We start from the raw sequence: 17048 nt of genomic DNA on the forward strand, positions 1-17048 counted from the left end.
TCACCCCGCCCGTTTTTCAAAGTCGATCCGCGGATCGACGAAGACATACATCAGGTCGGACAGGATGCCGACCACCAGCCCGATCAGGCCAAAGGCGAAGAGCGTGCCGAACATCACCGCATAGTCCCGCTCGACCGCCGACTTGAAGCCAAGCTGGCCCAGACCGTCCAGCGAGAAGATCATCTCGATGATCAGGGACGACCCGAAGAACACGCCCAGGAACAGGCTGGGGAACCCGGCGATCACGATCAGCATCGCATTGCGGAAGACATGGCCATACAGCACGCGGCTTTCCGACAGGCCCTTGGCGCGGGCGGTCATCACATAGTGTTTCTTGATCTCGTCCAGAAAGCTGTTCTTGGTCAGCAGCGTCAGCGTGGCAAAGCTGGAAATCAGTTGCGCCGTCACCGGCAGGGCGATGTGCCAAAGGTAGTCGGTGATCTTGTGCCACAGGCTGAACGTCTGCCAGCCGTCCGAAGTCAGGCCGCGCAGCGGGAAGATCTGCCAGTAAGACCCGCCCGCAAACAGCACCATCAGCAGGATGGCGAACAGAAAGCCCGGAATGGCATAGGCCGCGATGATGATGCCCGACGACCAGGTATCGAACCGCGACCCGTCGCGCACCGCCTTGCGGATGCCAAGCGGGATGGAGATCAGATAGGCGATCAGCGTGGACCACAGGCCCAGCGTGATTGAAACCGGCATCTTTTCCACCACCAGATCAACCACGCTGATGTTGCGGAAGTAGCTTTCGCCAAAGTCGAACTGCAGATAGCGCCACATCATGATGCCGAAGCGTTCCCAGAACGGGATCATTTCCTTGTGGCATTCGGGCGCCTTGACGGTGGGGGTGCCGGTATAGCCCGGGTCACAGACGATGCGGGCAAAGCCGAACTGCACCTCAAGTTTGGCGCGAAACTCGGGTGACAGGCCGCGGGCACCGATATAGCCGCCCTCGGCCCCCTGCCCCTGCCCGCCGCCGCCGGCGTCCTTCTGCGCATCTCCGCCGCCGCTCAGCGCCTTGATGGAATCGCCGTCGCCTTCCAGCCGCGCCTCGATCTGGTCAAGCGGGCCGCCGGGAACGACATTGGTCAGCGCGAAGTTGATAAGCATGATCCCGAACAGCGTCGGGATCACCAGCAGCAAGCGTCGGAGGATATAGGCGCCCAAGTCCCTGCCCGTTGGTCTGTTGTTTTATTGGAAGACGCGCCTGGCTTTCAGCGCCTCGCCCTTTTCGGCGTTGTACCACCAGAAACTGGTGACGCCCAGCGCATAGGGGGGCAGAGGATCGGGGTGTTCATACATGTCGTAATAGGCCACCCAGTCCTTTGCGTTAAACCATTGCGGCACCCAGAACCCTTCGGCGCGCAGCACGCGGTCCAGCGCCTTGGTGGCGATGGTCAGTTCATCCTTGGTCTTTGACGCCATGACCACCTCGATCAGCTTGTCCACCGCTGGCGACTTCAGCCCCATGATGTTGAAGACCGAAACATCCGCCGTGGCCGAGCCGTAGAACTGTTTCAGTTCCGCCCCTGAAAAGTACTGCGAACGTGCATTTCCCGTGATGATGTCAAAGTCATACGAAGGGTTGCGGGTCCGGTTTTCGAATTGTGCCTGGTCGATGGTGTTCAGGCTGGCGTCCACACCCAACGCGATCAGGTTCTCGACAAAGGGCTGGATCACCCGGTCGAAGGTGGGGTTGTCGTTCAGGAACTCGATCGTCAGCAATTCGCCCTTGGCGTTTCGGCGCTTGCCGTCATCTCCGGCGATCCAGCCCGCCTCGTCCAGCAGGGCCGAGGCGGCGCGCAGGTTGCGGCGGTCAAGCTGGCGGTCGGGGTTCGACACCGGCGCCATGACCGCCGGCTCGGTCAGGATGGTGGCGGGCAGAAGCCCCTGATCCACCAGCGGCTGCAACACCGCCGCCTCTTCCGGCGAAGGCGTGCCTTCCGCCTCCATCCAGGTGTTTTCCCAGACCGAATTCACCCGGTCATAAAGGCCGTAGAACAGCGTCTGGTTCGACCATTCGAAGTTGAACATCAGGCTGATCGCCTGACGCACCCGCGGATCCTGCCATTTCTCGCGGCGCAGGTTGAACATGAAGGCCTGCCCCTGCGCCTTGGCCCCCGAGGGCAATTCGGCCTTGATCACCGTGCCGTCGGCGATGCGGGGGAAATTGTATTGCTCGGCCCATTGCTTGGACGAGTTTTCCTGCCGGAAGGCATAGGCCCCTGCCTTGAACCCCTCGAAGGCCGAATTCGGGTCCGAGAAGTATTCATAGCGCAGCACGTCGAAATTGTTCTGGCCCTTGTTGATGGGCAGATCCTGCCCCCAGTAATCGGGGTTGCGGACATAGGTGATCGACCGGCCGATGTCGATCTTGCCCGGCACATAGGGGCCGGACCCCAGGAACGGCGTCATCGACGCCTCTTCCAGATCCAGCTTGTTGGCAAGGTAATGCGCCTTCGACATCACCGGCAGCCCGCCCACGGATTCGGGCAGGTCGCGCGTGGGCACTCCGGGCCGGAAGGTGAACTTCACCCGATGCGGGTCCAGCGCCTCGGCCGACAGCACCTGTTCGGCGAACACGGTGCGGAAATCCTGCAGGCCTTTGGTCAGGAACTGCTCATAGGAAAACACCACATCCTCGGCCGTCAGCGGCGTTCCATCGGAAAAGCGGATATCGTCGCGCAGGTTGAAGATCACCCAGCTCCGGTCTTCGGGGTATTCCATCGTGCTGCACAGCAGGCAGTAGCTGGCGCCGATCTCATCCGCCGTGCCGGTCAGGATGGTTTCCAGCATCACGCTGGACCCGATGGCGGCCCGGCCCTTCACCGAAAACGGGTTCATCGTGTCAAAGCTGCCAAAGGTCCACTGGCTCAGCTCGCCGCCCTTGGGGGCATCGGGGTTGACGTAGGGCAGATGGGTGAAATCGGCCGGCAAGGCCAGATCGCCGAAGGTGGAAATTCCGTGCGAGGTGATCACCGTCTCGCCGCGGGCATGTCCGGCTGTCAGGCCCATGGTCAATGCCAGAGCCCCGGCAAACAGCCACCCTGAGGCACCCCAAACGGGTTGAGCCGTCCTTGCCACTGCTGCTGCTGCCATCCGTGCCACCCCTCGCAGAAATCCGTCGTCATTCAAGATGCTAGAGCGGCCCTTGTCGATGGAAAAGGCGCGAATTCGTGATGCGTCCGTGACAGAGACAATGATGGAAACGACAAGGGCCGCGCCTTTCGGCACGGCCCCTGCACGGCGCAAGGCGCCGGATTACTTCAGCGTCGCCAGATAGGCGATGATATTGGCGCGATCCTGCGGCTTGGGCAGGCCGGCAAAGGCCATCTTGGTGCCCGCGACATATGCCTTGGGATCGGTCAGGAAGTGGTCAAGGTTCTCGGGCGTCCAGCTTTCACCCGACATGGCCTGCAGGCCGGCGGAATAGGTGAAGCCGGCGACGCTGGCCTTGGGCCGGTCAACCACGCCGTCCAGATGCGGGCCGGTCGCGTTGTTGCCGTCGATCTTGTGGCAGGCCTTGCACTTGCCGAACACCTTTTCGCCCGCGGCCGGATCGGCCGATGCGAAAAGGGTGGCGAAATCGGCGCCCGCGGCGGCGGTCTCGGTCTCGGCGGCAGGGGCGGACCCGGTGTCGATGGTATAGGCCTGCTTGGCCTCGCCTTCGCCATGGTGGCCGGTGTTCATGGCGTAAAGCCCGTCAGAAGCCCAACCCAGAAGCAGGAAGGCAAGAAGCGCACCGCAAGTTCCGCCGACTGCCTTGGTGATTGTCATCGTGTCGAACATGTCGCCTCGTTCCCAGAACCGATATTCGCGGCGTATCTATCCGCTAACCCCCGCTTCATGCAAGCCGTAGTGCGCGCAGACACCGTGCTTTCGTCACGAAACCTTGACGGCGCCGGCCGTTGGGGCCAGTGACGGGCACAAGACAGGCAAGACAGCGGAGCCAGCCGAGATGACTGCCCAGACCACCGGCCGGATCGCCTTTCAGGGCGAACTTGGCGCCTATTCGCATCAGGCCTGCCAGCAGGCCCGCCCCGACATGGAAGCGGTGCCCTGCACCACCTTCGAGGATGTCGTCGACATGACCCGCTCGGGTGAGGTCGATCTGGGGATGCTGGCGGTTGAAAATTCGACCTATGGCCGGGTGGCGGACGTGCACAGCCTGCTGCCCCGCGCGCGGCTGCATATCGTGGACGAAGCCTTTGTCCGCGTGCATGTCAACCTGCTGGGCGTGCCCGGCGCCCGCGTTGAGGACATCACCGAGGCGCATGGCCATGTGGTGATCCTGCCGCAATGCGCGGGCTTCCTGAAGGCGCATGGCATCCGGGGCAAGGTCAGCTCTGACAACGCGCGCGCCGCCCGCGAAGTGGCCGAAGCCGGCGACAAGACCCGCGCCGCGCTGGCCAGCGAACTGGCCGCCTCGATCTACGGGCTGGACGTGCTGGCCCGCCATATCGAGGACCAGAAGAACAACACCACCCGTTTCCTGGTGATGAGCCGCACCGCCGACCACAGCCGCCGGGCCGAGCGGATGATGACCACCTTCACCTTCCGCGTCCGCAACATTCCGGCCGCGCTGTACAAGGCATTGGGCGGCTTCGCCACCAATGGGGTGAACATGACCAAGCTGGAAAGCTACATGGTCGGTGGCAGCTTCACCGCGACCGAGTTCTATGCCGACATCGAAGGTCATCCCGACGATGCCCCTGCCGCCCGCGCGCTGGAGGAGCTGCGCTACTTCTCGAAGGAAGTCAGCATCATCGGCGTCTATCCGGCCGACCGCGCCCGCGATTAGTATCCGCGGCGCTGGACGGCACGCCAGCGCTCCTCGATCATGGCGGCCAGCTTGCTGCTGGCCCCATCGACCTTTTTCTGAACCCGCCCCCGCGCCAGCCGCACCGATTGCAGCATCACCCGCGCGCCCAGGGTGCGCGGCCGGATTTCCGTCAGGATCGTGATTCGCGTCCGCCGCGGCGCCAGCGCCGCAAGGTCGATCCGGCTGCTGCCGTCCAGTGTGTTGCTTTCCAGCCCGAAGACCATCAGGCTGTCTTCCTGCAGGTCGTCCACCCGGATCGTCAGCAGGCGGGGCTTGCCCCGGAAGGCAAAGCGCAGCCGCCAGGCCGCACCGGGACCGGGCACACGCAGCCGGTCTATACGCTCCACCTCGGCACCGCGGCGCGCGGCCATGCGTTCAAACTGATCAAACTCGTTGAGGGTCCGATAGACAAAGTCCAGCGGGGCCTCGATATCCTGCTTCGTGATAAAGTGCATGTTCCGTCCCGTCGCCTCGCCCCGGGCACAAGGACCGGGCCAATTCGGAGATAGACTAATCCAGCCGGTCTGCAACCCAGTTGGCAAGCAGATAATGCGCAATCGAGCCGCGACGCGGCGCCCGGATGCGGGGATGATGGCCCGCGAAGACCGTCAGCAGTTCTTCCCGGCTGATCCAGAGCGCCTCTTCGATTTCAGCCGGGTCCAGCGTCAGGTCGCTGCTTTCCGCCTCGGCCCGGGTGCCCAGCATCAGCGACGCCGGAAACGGCCAGGGCTGGCTGGCGACATAGCGCACGGCGCCACAGCGCACGCCGGTTTCCTCGGCCACCTCGCGGCGCACCGCCGCCTCGACGGTCTCTCCGGGTTCGACGAACCCCGCCAGGCACGAGAACATGCCCTCGGGCCAGCCGGGGCTGCGGCCCAGAAGCGTAAGGTTGCCAAGGGTGACCAGCATGATCACCACCGGATCGGTGCGCGGGAAATGTTCCACGCCACAGGCCGGGCATTGACGCTGCCAGCCGCCCCGGGCCGCAACGCTGCGACTGCCGCAGCGGGCGCAGAAGCCGTGGCCGCGGTGCCATTCCAGCAAGGCCCGTGCCGTGGCGGCCAGTTCGCCATCGCGCGCGTCCAGCGTGGCCATGCGCTGACGCAGGTCGCCGAACACATGCTGCGGCGGGGCTTCGGGGTCGGTCCGGTCGCCCGCATCGAAAACCGATCCCTCGGCGGTGTCGGCCAACGCCCGCGCGGAAACATCGGCGGCGAACAGCCCCTGCCCGTCCTGCAGACCCAGGAACACCGTTTCGGCCGCATCCGCCAGCACCGGATGCCCCGCAGGCAGCCAGCCCGCGCCACCAGGCCCGAACAGCGGCCGGCCGCGCCAGACCGGCAGCACCCGTCCGCCGCGCGCCAGATCGGCCAGGGCGGCAGCGTCGCCCCGCAGCGCATGGGCGCGATCCAGCCCCGATCCGGCAAAGGCCATTCCGACCTGATCCTGCATCGCCTGCGCCCCCTTCGTGCTGCCGCGCCTTGGATCGCATGGCACGCGCAGGCGTTAAAGCCCCCAGATTGCGCCTTTCGCGCCACGGTGGCGCGGCACCTGCGCAACACTCTCTGCCCGGCATGGCGGCATTCATCGGAGCCCCTTGCCCTTGGCCGGACCATAAAACAACTATAAGACGAGTTTTAATCAGCGCCTCAGTTGCCGCAACATAGCCGTCTGAAAGGACTTGTGCGCCCGTGGGCACCGAATTCCCGTCAGATCCGCTTGCCAGGCTGGCAATCGGAAGATGAAAAAGGCACTCCGTTGCGAAGGCCCCAGAATTGTTTGCGCCGCCAGCGATGGCGGTGGCGGGCCGCAGCCCGAACCACCCTCCGGCCCCTTGCAGATGGCCCCGGCTTGCCAGATTGACCTGCGGGTGCTGGCGACATCAGATCTGCACGGGCAGTTGATGTCCTACGACTATTTCGCCAACCGCCCCCTGTTCGGCACCGGGCTGGCGCAGACCGCCGCGCTGATTGCCGAAGCGCGGGCGGGGGCGGCAAACTCTATCCTGCTCGACAACGGCGATTTCCTGCAGGGCACCGCCCTGACCGAGATGGCCTCGCACCCGCGGGGGCGGCACCGCAACCGGCCGCATCCCGCGATCACTGCCTTCAATGCCCTGGGATATGATGCGGTGGGGCTGGGCAACCATGAATTCGATTACGGGCTGGAACGGCTGACGCAGGCGCTGGCCGATGCCCGGTTTCCGGCCGTTTCGGCCACCGTTGTGCTGCGGCCGGGGGCCGGCACGCCCGCCGACCGCACATTGGTGCCACCCTGGGTGCTGCTGACCCGCCACCTGCGCGACCGCTGCGGCACCGGGCACGACATCGGCATTGGCGTGCTTGGCCTGACGCCCCCGGAAACGCTGGACTGGGCCGGCGACTGGCTGTCGGGCCGGGTCTGGGTGCGGCCCATGCTGGCCGCCGCGCGGGACTGGGTGCCCAAGATGCGGGCAGAGGGCGCCGATGTGGTGATCTGCCTGGTCCATTCCGGCCTGGCCCTGCCAGGGCAAGGCACCAGGACGGGCGAGGTCGCGGCCGAGATTGCCGCGCTGGACGGCGTTGATGCCGTGATCGCCGGGCACACCCATCAGGTCTTCCCTCCCGGCCCAGCCGCCGCGCTGCGGATCGCCGATCCGCGGATCGACGCCCAGGCCGGGCAGGTCTGCGGCACGCCAACGGTGCAGCCCGGTCATTCCGGGTCACATCTGGGCATGATCGACCTTGAGCTGACCCATGGTCCGCGTGGCTGGCGGGTAACCGGCGGCATCGGCCGGGCGATCAGCGCGTCCGAGGTGGTGGCCGGACTGTCGGCCCCGGCCATCCGGCGCCATGCGGCGCCGCTGCGGGCGGCCATCGGCGACGATCACCGCGCCGCGCTGGCCTGGACGCGGCGGCGGCTGGGCCAGACGACGGTGCCGCTGACCACCCATTTCGCCCATGTGGCCGATACCGCCGCGATGCGGCTGGTCGCGGCGGCGAAAGAGGCCACCGTGCGGCGCCTGCTGTCAGGCCGGCCCGAAGCCGCCCTGCCGCTGGTGGCGACCGTTACCCCTTTCCGCTGCGGCGGGCGGGGCGGGCCGCTGAACTATACCGACATCCGGCCCGGCCCGCTGTCGGTGCGCCATGTGCACGACCTTTACCCCTTTCCCAACAGCCTGCGCGCGGTGCTGACAACCGGGGCCGACCTTCTGGCCCGGCTCGAACACTCGGCCCGGCTGTTCCGCACCCTGCGGGCCGGCCGCGCCGACCAGCCCCTGATCGACCCCGCCTTCCCGCCGTTCGAGTTTGAACTGGCGCCCGCGCTGTCCTTCCGCATCGACCTGTCGCGCAGCCCCGGCAGCCGCATCCGCGACCTTTGCCTTGCGGGCGAGCCGGTCCCCCGCGCCATGCCGCTGGTGCTGGTGACCAACAGCTATCGCATGGGCGGGCACGGCGGGCCGGGGACCGAGATCCGCCTGCCCCGCACCCTGTGCACCGAGGCGCTGGCCGCCTTTGTTGCCGCCGGGCCGGCCCTTGAACCGGCAAGGGGCGCCGGCTGGTCGCTGGCGCCGCTGGCCGGGGCCAGCGTGCTGTTCGACAGCGGAACCGGCGCGGCGGCGCATCTGTCCGACGTGGCGCATCTGCGCCCCGAACTGCTGGGGCTGACCGAGCAGGGGTTCCGGCGCTTCCGTCTGCACCTGTGATGCGCTATGTCGCCCGGGCCGGCCCGCGCCCTGCCGGCCTATCCGGCGGAATCCAATGTTCGACGCGCTGTTCTTCGATCTTGACGGCACCCTGATCGACACCGAAAGCATCGCGCTTTCGACCGGCATCGCCGCCTTTGCGGCCGCCGGGGTAACGGTCGATGCCGATTTCATGCACGGGCTGATCGGCCTTGATCAGGCCAGCGTGGCGCAGATCATCCGCAGCCGGTTTCCGCAGGCCGATCTTGACGCCATCCGCCACGACTGGGGCGCCGGGTTTGATGCCGGTGTCAATGCCGGCCTGCCGCTGAAGCCCGGCGTGATGCCGCTTCTGCAGGCAACCGAGGGCCGCCGCCGCGCCCTTGTCACCTCAACCGCGCGGGCGGGCGCGCATCACAAGCTGGCGGTGGCGGGGCTGACCGGGTTCTTCGACCATGTGGTGACGTTCGATGATGTCACCGAACCCAAGCCCGCCCCTGCCCCCTATCTGCTGGCCGCCAACCTGTTCGGCTGCGACCCTGCCCGCTGTCTGGTGTTCGAAGACAGCGAGATCGGGGCCGAAGCCGCCTGGCGGGCCGGCTGCACCGTGGTGCAGGTGCCCGACATCCTGCCGTCCCAGGGCCGCTGGGCGCATCACCTTGCCCCCGACCTGCTGACCGGCGCCCGCAGCGCCGGGCTGATCGGCCCGGCCTAGCCGCGCAGTTCAGGCGTCAGCCGCACCGGCCCGGCCTTGCCCTTCAGCTTGGCGCGATAGATCACCACGCCTTCCACCACCCGCATCACATAGGTGCGGGTTTCGGCAAAGGGGATGGTCTCGACCCAGTCGACCACATCCACGGACTTCTGTCGCGGATCGCCCAGATCATCGACCCAGCGCCGGGGCCGCCCCGGCCCGGCGTTGTAGCCGCTGGCGACCAGCGCGATCGAGGGGCCGAATTCCTCGATCAGATGCGCCAGATAGGCCGAACCCAGCGTCACGTTATAGGCCGGGTCCGTCAGCAGCTTGCCCGGCGTGAACTCGACCCCCAGCTCCCTGGCCATCAGCTTTGCCGTGCCTGGCAGGATCTGCATCAGCCCGCGCGCATCGGCATGGGATCGCGCCGCCGGATCGAATTCGCTTTCGCGCCGCGAAATCGCCAGCGCCAGCGCACGCGACACCTTCAGCCCGTCCGGCACGAACTCCGGCACGGGGAAATAGGCGCGCGGCAGGATCACCCCGCGTTCGGCCGCCGCCTTGGCGATCACCAACGCGACATGCGGTTCGTTCATCTCAAGCGCCATGTCGGCCAGTTGCGCCAGTTCGGCATCGTCCAGGCTTTCGCCCAGATGCAGCAGGAACCGCTTGCCCAGCGTGCGGTCGCCCGCCGACAGCAACAGGCGCCCCGCCGCCAGCACCGAAGACCCGGCAAAGGCAGATTGCCGCCAGCTTCCGGGGGGGCCGGGTGCATCTTCGATCAGCCGCTTGTCCAGCGGCAGGCCCAGCTTTTCGGATGCCAGAAGGCCGTAATAGGCCGTCTGGTGCCGGGCCGCCGCCTGCATCGCGGTTTCAGCGTCTTCATCCCTGCCCAGCACCTCCAGCGCACGGCCCTGCCAATAGGCGGCGCGGGCCAGGCTGATGGGCGTGGTGACTTCGGCCCCGAGATGGCCAAAGTGGCGCAACGCGGTTTCGCCATCGCCCAGCCGCCGCAGGGCGACAAACCCGGCAAGGAACTCCAGATCGGCATAGGCCGCGCCTCCGGTCAGCCCGTGCTGCGCCGCCACCTTGTAGGCCTCGGCCGGGCGGTCCTGCCGCAACAGCCAGCGCGCCAGCAGCGCCCGGCGTTCGGCCCACATGGCAGGCCGACCCAGCGCCTCGGGCGGGGTGGCGATGATTAGCGCCGCCGCATCGTCATACTGGTCGCGCCGCATCCGCCACAGGAACCGCTCATAGGTCAGGCCGGGGTTCTGCTTCAGATCCTCGGGCACGGCGGCAACCAGCGCATCCACCCCCGGCTTGCCGGCCCGCAGCGCCAGCCGGGCGCGGGCCAGCTTCTGCCAGCCTTCGGATACCAGCGGCAGCATCCGCTCGGCCTGCGGCCCTTTGCCGGACCAGAGGAGGTTGTCCAGCCGCGCCTGATGCAAACGCGCCAGGGCGTCGGGCGCCAGACCCAGCAGCATCTGTTCATGTTCCGGCGTCAGGTCCAGTTCGGCCCAGGCGCGCATCGCCTCGGTCTCGGCACGGGCAATATCGCCGGTCGCCCACAGTGCCTCCACCAGCGCCACCGCGCCTTCGCCGGTGACAGGGCTGTCCGCCCCGAAATAGGCCACCACGCGCGCCGGTGTTTCGGATGCCAGCGCCTGTTCGCCCTTTTCCTTCAAGAGCGGCAGCCCCGGCCAGTCAGGACGGCGTTCCAGGAACGACTCATAATCGCCCAGCCGTCCCTTGCCCGCGCGCAGCCATTGCCAGACCACCACATCCCGCCCCACCCCCTGCGGAGCAACGGCCAGCGCGCCATCCCAGTCTCCGGTGGCGGCGACCGACAGCGCGGTCTTCATCGCCTGCACCTCATCGGCGCGGGCGGGCGGGGCGATCAGCAGGACCGCAAGCAGCACAAGGCGAAGGAATGTCGTCATGGCCGGAAATTGCCTGAGCGCGCAGCGCGCCACAACCCACGAACCCGTCATCTGCGGTGCTTGGCAAGCCTTTCGTCCGGCGATAAGGAGGGCCGATTGCAACCGCGGCCAGCGACGGACCGCTTTCAGGAGATGCGCGATGCGCCACGACAGGTTGAGCGGGTCGATCCCGGCCCTGGTGACGCCCTTCAAGGGCGGCGAAGTGGACATGGACACCCTGAAAAAACTGGTCGACTGGCAGATCGAGCAGGGCTCGACCGGCCTTGTCCCGGTGGGCACCACCGGCGAAAGCCCGACCCTGACGCATGAAGAACATGAAGCCGTGGTCGAGGCCGTGGTGACGTTCGCCGCAGGCCGGGTGCCGGTGATCGCGGGTGCCGGGTCGAACAACACGGTGGAAGGCATCCGCCTGATCCGCCATGCCGAAAAGGTGGGGGCCGACGCGGCGCTGGTGGTGACGCCCTATTACAACAAGCCCACCCAGGCGGGGCTGATCGCGCATTTCACCGCGCTGCATGACTGCTGCACCCTGCCGATCGTGATCTACAACATTCCCGGCCGGTCGGTCGTGGACATGACGCCCGAAACCATGGGCAAGCTGGCTGCCCTGCCGCGGATCGTGGGCGTCAAGGACGCCACCGGCAAGATCGAGCGGGTCAGCCAGCAGCGCGCCGCCTGTGGGGCCGATTTCGTGCAGCTTTCGGGCGAAGATGCCACGGCGCTTGGCTTCAACGCCCATGGCGGCGTGGGCTGCATCAGCGTGACCGCGAATGTGGCGCCCAGGCTCTGCGCCGAATTCCAGGCCGCCACCCTGCGCGGCGACTATGCCACCGCGCTGAAGTATCAGGATCTGCTGATGCCGCTGCATGAGGCGATCTTCCTGGAACCGGGGCTTGCCGGCGCGAAATACGGCCTGTCCCTGCTGGGGCGCTGCACCGAAGACGTGCGCCTGCCGCTGGTGGGCCTGACCGATGGCACCAAGGCACGCATCCGTGCGGCCATGGTCCACGCCGGGGTTCTGTGATCCGCCCATGACCCGCGCCGACAACCTTCGCGGCGCGATGCTGATGACGCTTTCGATGGCGGGTTTCGCCGTCGAGGACATGTTCATCAAGGCCGCCGCCCGGTCGCTGCCGGTGGGGCAGGTGATGGTGGTCATGGGCATCGCCGGCATCCTGACCTTTGGCCTGATGGCCCGCCGCATGGGCGAACCCGCCTTTCCGCGCGGCTTTCTGGCCCCGCCACTGCTCATCCGTTCGGGGTTCGAAATCGGCGGGCGGCTGTTCTATGCGCTGGCCATCGCGCTGACGCCGCTGTCCACCACTTCGGCCATCCTCCAGGCGACGCCGCTGGTGGTGATCGCGGGCGCCGCGATCCTGTTTCACGAACGGGTCGGCTGGCTGCGCTGGCTGGCGGTTCTGGTGGGGCTGATCGGGGTGCTTGTCATCCTGCGGCCGGGCGTGGCGGGGTTCTCGGCGCTGTCGCTGCTGGCCGTGGCCGGGATGCTGGGCTTTGCCGGCCGCGATCTGGCAACCCGTGCCGCGCCGATGCGGCTATCGAACCGGCAGCTTGGGGTGATCGGCTTTGCCATGCTGGGCATCGCAGGCCTTGTCATTCTGGGCTGGACCGGCGGCGCCCGCCTGCCCGACAGGCGCGAAGCTGCGCTGATGCTGGGCGCCTGCACCTTCGGCATCGCCGGTTATCATGCGCTGACCGCCGCCATGCGCACGGGCGAGGTCGCGGCCGTCACCCCGTTCCGCTATACCCGGCTGGTCTTCGCGCTGATCCTGGCGGTGCTGCTGTTCGGGGAACGTCCCGATGCGCAAACCCTGATCGGGGCGGCGCTGGTGGTGGGCGCGGGCCTGATCGGGCTGACCATCCGCCGCTGACCGCCGGGACTCACCTGCGCCGTGCCCTGACAATACTTTGAATTTTATGGGCTTCATGCCTAACAGCCGGTAACCGGCAGCGGCCTTTCAGGACGATCCGGCCGTCCGCAGGCCGGCGTTTCCCCAAGCCAAACAATGTCGGAAAAGTGCCCATATTGTGGCGCAAAAATGGCGTGATCCAAGCGCGATTTGGGCAGATGGCCACCCTGGCCGCCCAAACCCTTAACACCGGCCTCACAGCCGGATCAGCCTGAAGGAGACCGCCCATGTTCATGCAGGATGTCACCCGCTTTGCCGCCACCCCGGTCACGGCAGCCGCCATGCTTGGCCAGGGCCTGATCGACGGAACACTGATCGAAACCGCCGCCGGCTGGCGGCCTGTGCAATCGCTGCGGGTCGGCGACAGCCTTCAGACGCTGGACGGTGGCCTGCGCCGCGTCGTTGCCCTGAACCGGCGCGAGGTGCTGCCCGGCGAGCCGGTCGTGCACCTGTCCGGCGGTCATTTCGACGCCTGTTCCGATGTCATGCTGATGCCCGGCCAATCCGTTCTGCTGGATACGGTCGGCCTGATGGCCGCGCCCTATGCCCGCATTGCCGCCGCCGCGCTGACCGCCTGCGTCGGCGCCAGCACCGCCACCGCGCCGCGCCGGGTTGAGGTCGTCACCCCGATCTTCGCCGAGGAAGAGGTGGTCTGGGCGCAGTCCGGCCTGCTGCTGCTGTGCCCCGGCCTGCGCGGCGGCGACACGGCCTTTCCCGAACTGCACGCCCGCGCCGCGACGCTGTTCCTGGCCGAACGCAGCCGCCGCTTCGCCTGACCGGCCCGCCAGGGCACCTTCCGGCACCTTGCCTTCTGGACTCCGCGGCCCGCCGCCCCTATCTGGAACGGACCATGGCCGAGAAATCAGACCCCAATTCCAAGCTGATCGCCGAAAACCGGCGCGCCCGTTTCGATTATCATATCGAGTCGGACCTTGAGGCTGGCATAATCCTGCAAGGGTCCGAGGTGAAAAGCCTGCGTCAGGGCGGCGCCAACATCGGCGAAAGCTATGCCTCGGTCGAAGGCGGCGAGCTGTGGCTGATCAACGGCTACATCGCCCCCTACCTGCAGGCCAAGACCTGGGGCCACGAAGAACGCCGCCGCCGCAAACTTCTGGTGTCCCGCAAGGAACTGTCGCGGCTGTGGAATGCGACGGCCCGCGAAGGCATGACCATCGTTCCGCTGAAAATGTATTTCAACGAACGCGGCATGGTGAAGCTGAAACTGGGCATCGCCAAGGGCAAGAAGCTGGCCGACAAGCGCGAAACTAGCGCCAAGCGTGACTGGGACCGGCAGAAGGCCCGCCTTCTCAAGCAGGGCGGCTAAGCCACAGCTTCGCTAATTCTTGCACTTTTCACACATGTTTATTGCCGTCCGGGGAACGATAGGGCAGGATTCCCCCTGCCCGGACCTGGCGCCTTGCGCTTGAGTACCGGGCGGAACCTGCCGAAGAACCGGCGGGACAGGGAAAGGTTGCGCAGTATGGAAATCATCATTCAACTCATCGCGGGTGCACTTGGCGGCAACGCCGCTGGTGCGCTACTCAAGAACCTCAGCCTCGGCACGCTGGGCAACTCGCTCGCCGGCATCCTGGGCGGTGGCATCGGTGGCTACCTGCTGCAGATGCTGGGTGCGGGTGGTCTTGGTGGCGCGACGGCCGATATGGCGAACCTTGATATCGGCGCCATTGTCCAAAGCGTAGCCGGCGGCGGCGTGGGCGGCGGCGTGCTGATGGCGATCATCGGCTTTGTCCGCAAGGCGATGGCCAAGGGCTGATCGCGCCGCGCGCTTGACGGCGCCCGAAAGATACAGGCCCCGCGGTTCCGCCGCGGGGCCTTTTGCTGGCGCCGCACTGCCGCACCCCGCGGCGAAGGCTTGCACCCGGCGGTGCTGCGGCTATAGGTCAGCAGACCCCTTTCCCGCGCAAGGCCGCCCCATGCCGCTGATCCCCGCCCCGATGGACGATCCCCGCACGCTTGTCTCGACCGACTGGCTGGCGCAACATCTGAACGACCCGGACCTGCGCATCCTGGATGCAAGCTGGTACATGCCCGACGCGGGCCGCGACCCCAAGGCCGAATACGACGCTGGCCACATTCCCGGCGCGCGCTTCTTCGACATCGACGAAATCACCGACCAGCGGTCCAGCCTGCCCCATATGGCGCCGCCTTCGGAAAAGTTCATCAGCCGGATGCGCGCGATGGGTGTGGGCGATGGCCATCAGGTCGTGGTCTATGACGGGGCCGGCCTGTTCAGCGCCGCCCGCGTCTGGTGGACCTTCCGCCTGATGGGCAAGACCGACATCGCCGTTCTGGACGGCGGCCTGCCGAAATGGCGGGCCGAGGGGCGCGAGATCGAGGACATGCCCCCCGTGGTGCGCGACCGGCACATCACCGTGGCCCGCCAGAACCATCTGGTGAAGGACGTGACCCAGGTTGCCCATGCCGCCAAGCTGGGCCTGGCCGAGGTGATCGACGCCCGGGGCGCCCCCCGGTTTGAAGGCAGCGTCCCTGAACCCCGGCCCGGCCTGCGTTCGGGCCATATTCCGGGCGCCAGGAACGTGCCCTTCGGCGAAGTTCTCAACCCCGATGGCACCATGAAACAGGGCGCCGCGCTGAAGGCCGTGTTCGAAGCCGCCGGCGTTGACCTGAGCCGTCCCGCCATCACCACCTGCGGCTCGGGCGTCACCGCCTCGATTCTGGCGCTGGCGCTGGAACGGCTGGGCCACCGCGACTGGGCCGTCTATGACGGCTCATGGTCAGAATGGGGCATGTATGACGATCTGCCGGTCGAAACCGGGCCGGCCCGGAAAGGATGAAAGATGCTTGAAGCCCTGAATCCCCAACCGCAGGACAAGATCCTGCAACTGATCGCGATGTTCCGCGAAGACCCGCGCGACACCAAGATCGACCTTGGCGTCGGCGTCTACAAAGACCCCACCGGCCTGACCCCGGTGATGCGCGCCGTCAAGGCAGCCGAGAAAAAGCTGTGGGACAGCGAAAAGACCAAGACCTATACCGCGCTGGCGGGCGAACCGGCCTATAACGCGGCCATGGTCGGGCTGATCCTGGGCGACGGCCATGCCGACCGCGCCGCCTCGGTCGCCACGCCCGGCGGCACCGGCGCCATCCGGCAGGCGCTGGAACTGATCCGCATGGCGAACCCCAAGGCCAAGGTCTGGATGTCCAACCCGACCTGGCCGAACCATCCGTCCATCGTGAAATACCTGGGTATGCCGTCTGCCGAATACCGCTATTTCGACGCCGCCACCGGCGGGGTCGATTTCGCCGGTCTGCTGGCCGATCTGGGCACCGTTGCAGCTGGCGATGCGGTGCTGCTGCACGGCTGCTGCCACAACCCGACCGGCGCGAACCTGGATGCCGCGCAATGGGATCAGGTGATCGCGGTGCTGCAGGCGCGCGGCGCGATTCCCTTTGTCGACCTGGCCTATCAGGGCTTTGGCGACGGGCTGGATGCCGATGCCGAGGCGACGCGCAAGGTGGCGGCCGCCTTCCCCGAAGTGCTGATCGCCGCCTCCTGCTCCAAGAACTTTGGCGTCTATCGCGAACGCACCGGCATCCTGATCGCGCTGACCAGCCCCGACCGCAAGGCTGTGGTGCAGGGCAACCTGAACTACCTGAACCGGCAGAACTACAGCTTCCCGCCCGATCACGGCGCCCGTCTGGTGACGATGATCCTGGAAGATGCCGCCCTGACGGCCGAGTGGAAATCGGAACTGGAAGACGTGCGCCAGAACATGCTGGGCCTGCGCCAGCAACTGGCCGACGAGCTGCGCCGCGCCACCAACAGCGACCGCTTCGATTTCGTCGCCCGGCATCGCGGCATGTTCAGCCGGCTGGGCCTGACCGAAGCGCAGGTCACCACGCTGCGCGAACAGCATGGCATCTACATGGTCGGCGACAGCCGCATCAACATTGCCGGGCTGAACGCGAAAACCGTGCCGGTTCTGGCCGCCGCCATCGCGCAGGTTCTGTAATC

General features: G+C 66.8%; 16 protein-coding genes. 10 read left to right on the plus strand and 6 right to left on the minus strand.

Annotated features, from left to right (window positions below; genetic code table 11):
• From B6K69_RS08300 to B6K69_RS08310, 3 genes are all read right to left on the minus strand, one after another.
• Positions 1 to 1170: a microcin C ABC transporter permease YejB gene (locus tag B6K69_RS08300; RefSeq protein ID WP_107673939.1), complete on the minus strand. Its 1170-nt coding sequence runs from the start codon at positions 1168 to 1170 to the stop codon at positions 1 to 3.
• Positions 1171 to 1194: 24 nt separating this feature from the next.
• Complete coding sequence (locus tag B6K69_RS08305) at positions 1195 to 3102, minus strand: extracellular solute-binding protein (RefSeq protein ID WP_108643449.1); 1908 nt, start codon at positions 3100 to 3102, stop codon at positions 1195 to 1197.
• Between the two features lie 162 nt (positions 3103 to 3264).
• Positions 3265 to 3792: a c-type cytochrome gene (locus tag B6K69_RS08310; RefSeq protein WP_107673941.1), complete on the minus strand. Its 528-nt coding sequence runs from the start codon at positions 3790 to 3792 to the stop codon at positions 3265 to 3267.
• Between the two features lie 169 nt (positions 3793 to 3961).
• On the opposite strand from B6K69_RS08310, the gene B6K69_RS08315 reads away from it, so the two are divergent.
• Positions 3962 to 4804: a prephenate dehydratase gene (locus tag B6K69_RS08315; protein WP_107673942.1), complete on the plus strand. Its 843-nt coding sequence runs from the start codon at positions 3962 to 3964 to the stop codon at positions 4802 to 4804.
• Here the strand turns inward: B6K69_RS08315 and B6K69_RS08320 are convergent.
• Both B6K69_RS08320 and nudC read right to left on the minus strand, forming a co-directional pair.
• Positions 4801 to 5280, minus strand: a complete 480-nt coding sequence (locus B6K69_RS08320) for an SRPBCC family protein (protein ID WP_108643450.1) — start codon at positions 5278 to 5280, stop codon at positions 4801 to 4803. The genes B6K69_RS08315 and B6K69_RS08320 overlap by 4 nt on opposite strands.
• Positions 5281 to 5335: 55 nt before the next feature.
• On the minus strand, positions 5336 to 6277 hold the full coding sequence (nudC, locus tag B6K69_RS08325; protein WP_108643451.1) for an NAD(+) diphosphatase: 942 nt from the start codon (positions 6275 to 6277) through the stop codon (positions 5336 to 5338).
• A gap of 388 nt (positions 6278 to 6665) precedes the next feature.
• On the opposite strand from nudC, the gene B6K69_RS08330 reads away from it, so the two are divergent.
• Positions 6666 to 8510, plus strand: a complete 1845-nt coding sequence (locus tag B6K69_RS08330; RefSeq protein WP_164681915.1) for a 5'-nucleotidase C-terminal domain-containing protein — start codon at positions 6666 to 6668, stop codon at positions 8508 to 8510.
• Positions 8511 to 8565: 55 nt separating this feature from the next.
• A complete protein-coding gene (locus B6K69_RS08335; RefSeq protein ID WP_108643453.1) occupies positions 8566 to 9204 on the plus strand; it encodes an HAD family hydrolase in 639 nt (212 codons plus the stop codon).
• Here B6K69_RS08335 and B6K69_RS08340 read toward each other — a convergent pair.
• Complete coding sequence (locus tag B6K69_RS08340) at positions 9201 to 11123, minus strand: lytic transglycosylase domain-containing protein (RefSeq protein ID WP_108643454.1); 1923 nt, start codon at positions 11121 to 11123, stop codon at positions 9201 to 9203. The two genes, B6K69_RS08335 and B6K69_RS08340, sit on opposite strands and share 4 nt — an antisense overlap.
• A 139-nt stretch (positions 11124 to 11262) precedes the next feature.
• On the opposite strand from B6K69_RS08340, the gene dapA reads away from it, so the two are divergent.
• From dapA to B6K69_RS08375, 7 genes are all read left to right on the plus strand, one after another.
• Complete coding sequence (dapA, locus tag B6K69_RS08345) at positions 11263 to 12147, plus strand: 4-hydroxy-tetrahydrodipicolinate synthase (RefSeq protein WP_108643455.1); 885 nt, start codon at positions 11263 to 11265, stop codon at positions 12145 to 12147.
• Between the two features lie 7 nt (positions 12148 to 12154).
• Positions 12155 to 13012, plus strand: coding sequence for a DMT family transporter (locus tag B6K69_RS08350; RefSeq protein ID WP_108643456.1), 858 nt, complete (start codon positions 12155 to 12157; stop codon positions 13010 to 13012).
• Positions 13013 to 13278: 266 nt separating this feature from the next.
• Positions 13279 to 13827: a Hint domain-containing protein gene (locus tag B6K69_RS08355; protein ID WP_108643457.1), complete on the plus strand. Its 549-nt coding sequence runs from the start codon at positions 13279 to 13281 to the stop codon at positions 13825 to 13827.
• Positions 13828 to 13901: 74 nt separating this feature from the next.
• A complete protein-coding gene (gene smpB / locus B6K69_RS08360; RefSeq protein WP_107673951.1) occupies positions 13902 to 14375 on the plus strand; it encodes an SsrA-binding protein SmpB in 474 nt (157 codons plus the stop codon).
• A gap of 156 nt (positions 14376 to 14531) precedes the next feature.
• Complete coding sequence (locus B6K69_RS08365) at positions 14532 to 14825, plus strand: hypothetical protein (protein ID WP_107673952.1); 294 nt, start codon at positions 14532 to 14534, stop codon at positions 14823 to 14825.
• Between the two features lie 181 nt (positions 14826 to 15006).
• Entirely contained in the window at positions 15007 to 15867 is an 861-nt protein-coding gene (sseA, locus tag B6K69_RS08370; protein ID WP_108644845.1) for a 3-mercaptopyruvate sulfurtransferase, read from the plus strand.
• A 3-nt stretch (positions 15868 to 15870) separates the two neighbouring features.
• Entirely contained in the window at positions 15871 to 17046 is a 1176-nt protein-coding gene (locus B6K69_RS08375) for an amino acid aminotransferase (protein WP_108643458.1), read from the plus strand.
• Positions 17047 to 17048: the final 2 nt, after the last annotated feature.

It is taken from the genome of Pseudogemmobacter blasticus (assembly GCF_003071405.1).
In the GTDB taxonomy this organism is placed as follows: domain Bacteria; phylum Pseudomonadota; class Alphaproteobacteria; order Rhodobacterales; family Rhodobacteraceae; genus Pseudogemmobacter; species Pseudogemmobacter blasticus.

Bases quoted from the DNA above. Each gene is read 5' to 3' on its own strand.
- B6K69_RS08305 (WP_108643449.1), bottom strand. From the start codon at position 3,102: ATGGCAGCAGCAGCAGTGGCAAGGACGGCTCAACCCGTTTGGGGTGCC.
- dapA (WP_108643455.1), top strand. From the start codon at position 11,263: ATGCGCCACGACAGGTTGAGCGGGTCGATCCCGGCCCTGGTGACGCCC.
- nudC (WP_108643451.1), bottom strand. From the start codon at position 6,277: ATGCAGGATCAGGTCGGAATGGCCTTTGCCGGATCGGGGCTGGATCGC.
- B6K69_RS08320 (WP_108643450.1), bottom strand. From the start codon at position 5,280: ATGCACTTTATCACGAAGCAGGATATCGAGGCCCCGCTGGACTTTGTC.
- sseA (WP_108644845.1), top strand. From the start codon at position 15,007: ATGGACGATCCCCGCACGCTTGTCTCGACCGACTGGCTGGCGCAACAT.
- B6K69_RS08355 (WP_108643457.1), top strand. From the start codon at position 13,279: ATGTTCATGCAGGATGTCACCCGCTTTGCCGCCACCCCGGTCACGGCA.
- B6K69_RS08335 (WP_108643453.1), top strand. From the start codon at position 8,566: ATGTTCGACGCGCTGTTCTTCGATCTTGACGGCACCCTGATCGACACC.
- B6K69_RS08340 (WP_108643454.1), bottom strand. From the start codon at position 11,123: ATGACGACATTCCTTCGCCTTGTGCTGCTTGCGGTCCTGCTGATCGCC.
- B6K69_RS08330 (WP_164681915.1), top strand. From the start codon at position 6,666: ATGGCCCCGGCTTGCCAGATTGACCTGCGGGTGCTGGCGACATCAGAT.
- B6K69_RS08365 (WP_107673952.1), top strand. From the start codon at position 14,532: ATGGAAATCATCATTCAACTCATCGCGGGTGCACTTGGCGGCAACGCC.
- B6K69_RS08310 (WP_107673941.1), bottom strand. From the start codon at position 3,792: ATGTTCGACACGATGACAATCACCAAGGCAGTCGGCGGAACTTGCGGT.
- smpB (WP_107673951.1), top strand. From the start codon at position 13,902: ATGGCCGAGAAATCAGACCCCAATTCCAAGCTGATCGCCGAAAACCGG.
- B6K69_RS08315 (WP_107673942.1), top strand. From the start codon at position 3,962: ATGACTGCCCAGACCACCGGCCGGATCGCCTTTCAGGGCGAACTTGGC.
- B6K69_RS08350 (WP_108643456.1), top strand. From the start codon at position 12,155: ATGACCCGCGCCGACAACCTTCGCGGCGCGATGCTGATGACGCTTTCG.
- B6K69_RS08375 (WP_108643458.1), top strand. From the start codon at position 15,871: ATGCTTGAAGCCCTGAATCCCCAACCGCAGGACAAGATCCTGCAACTG.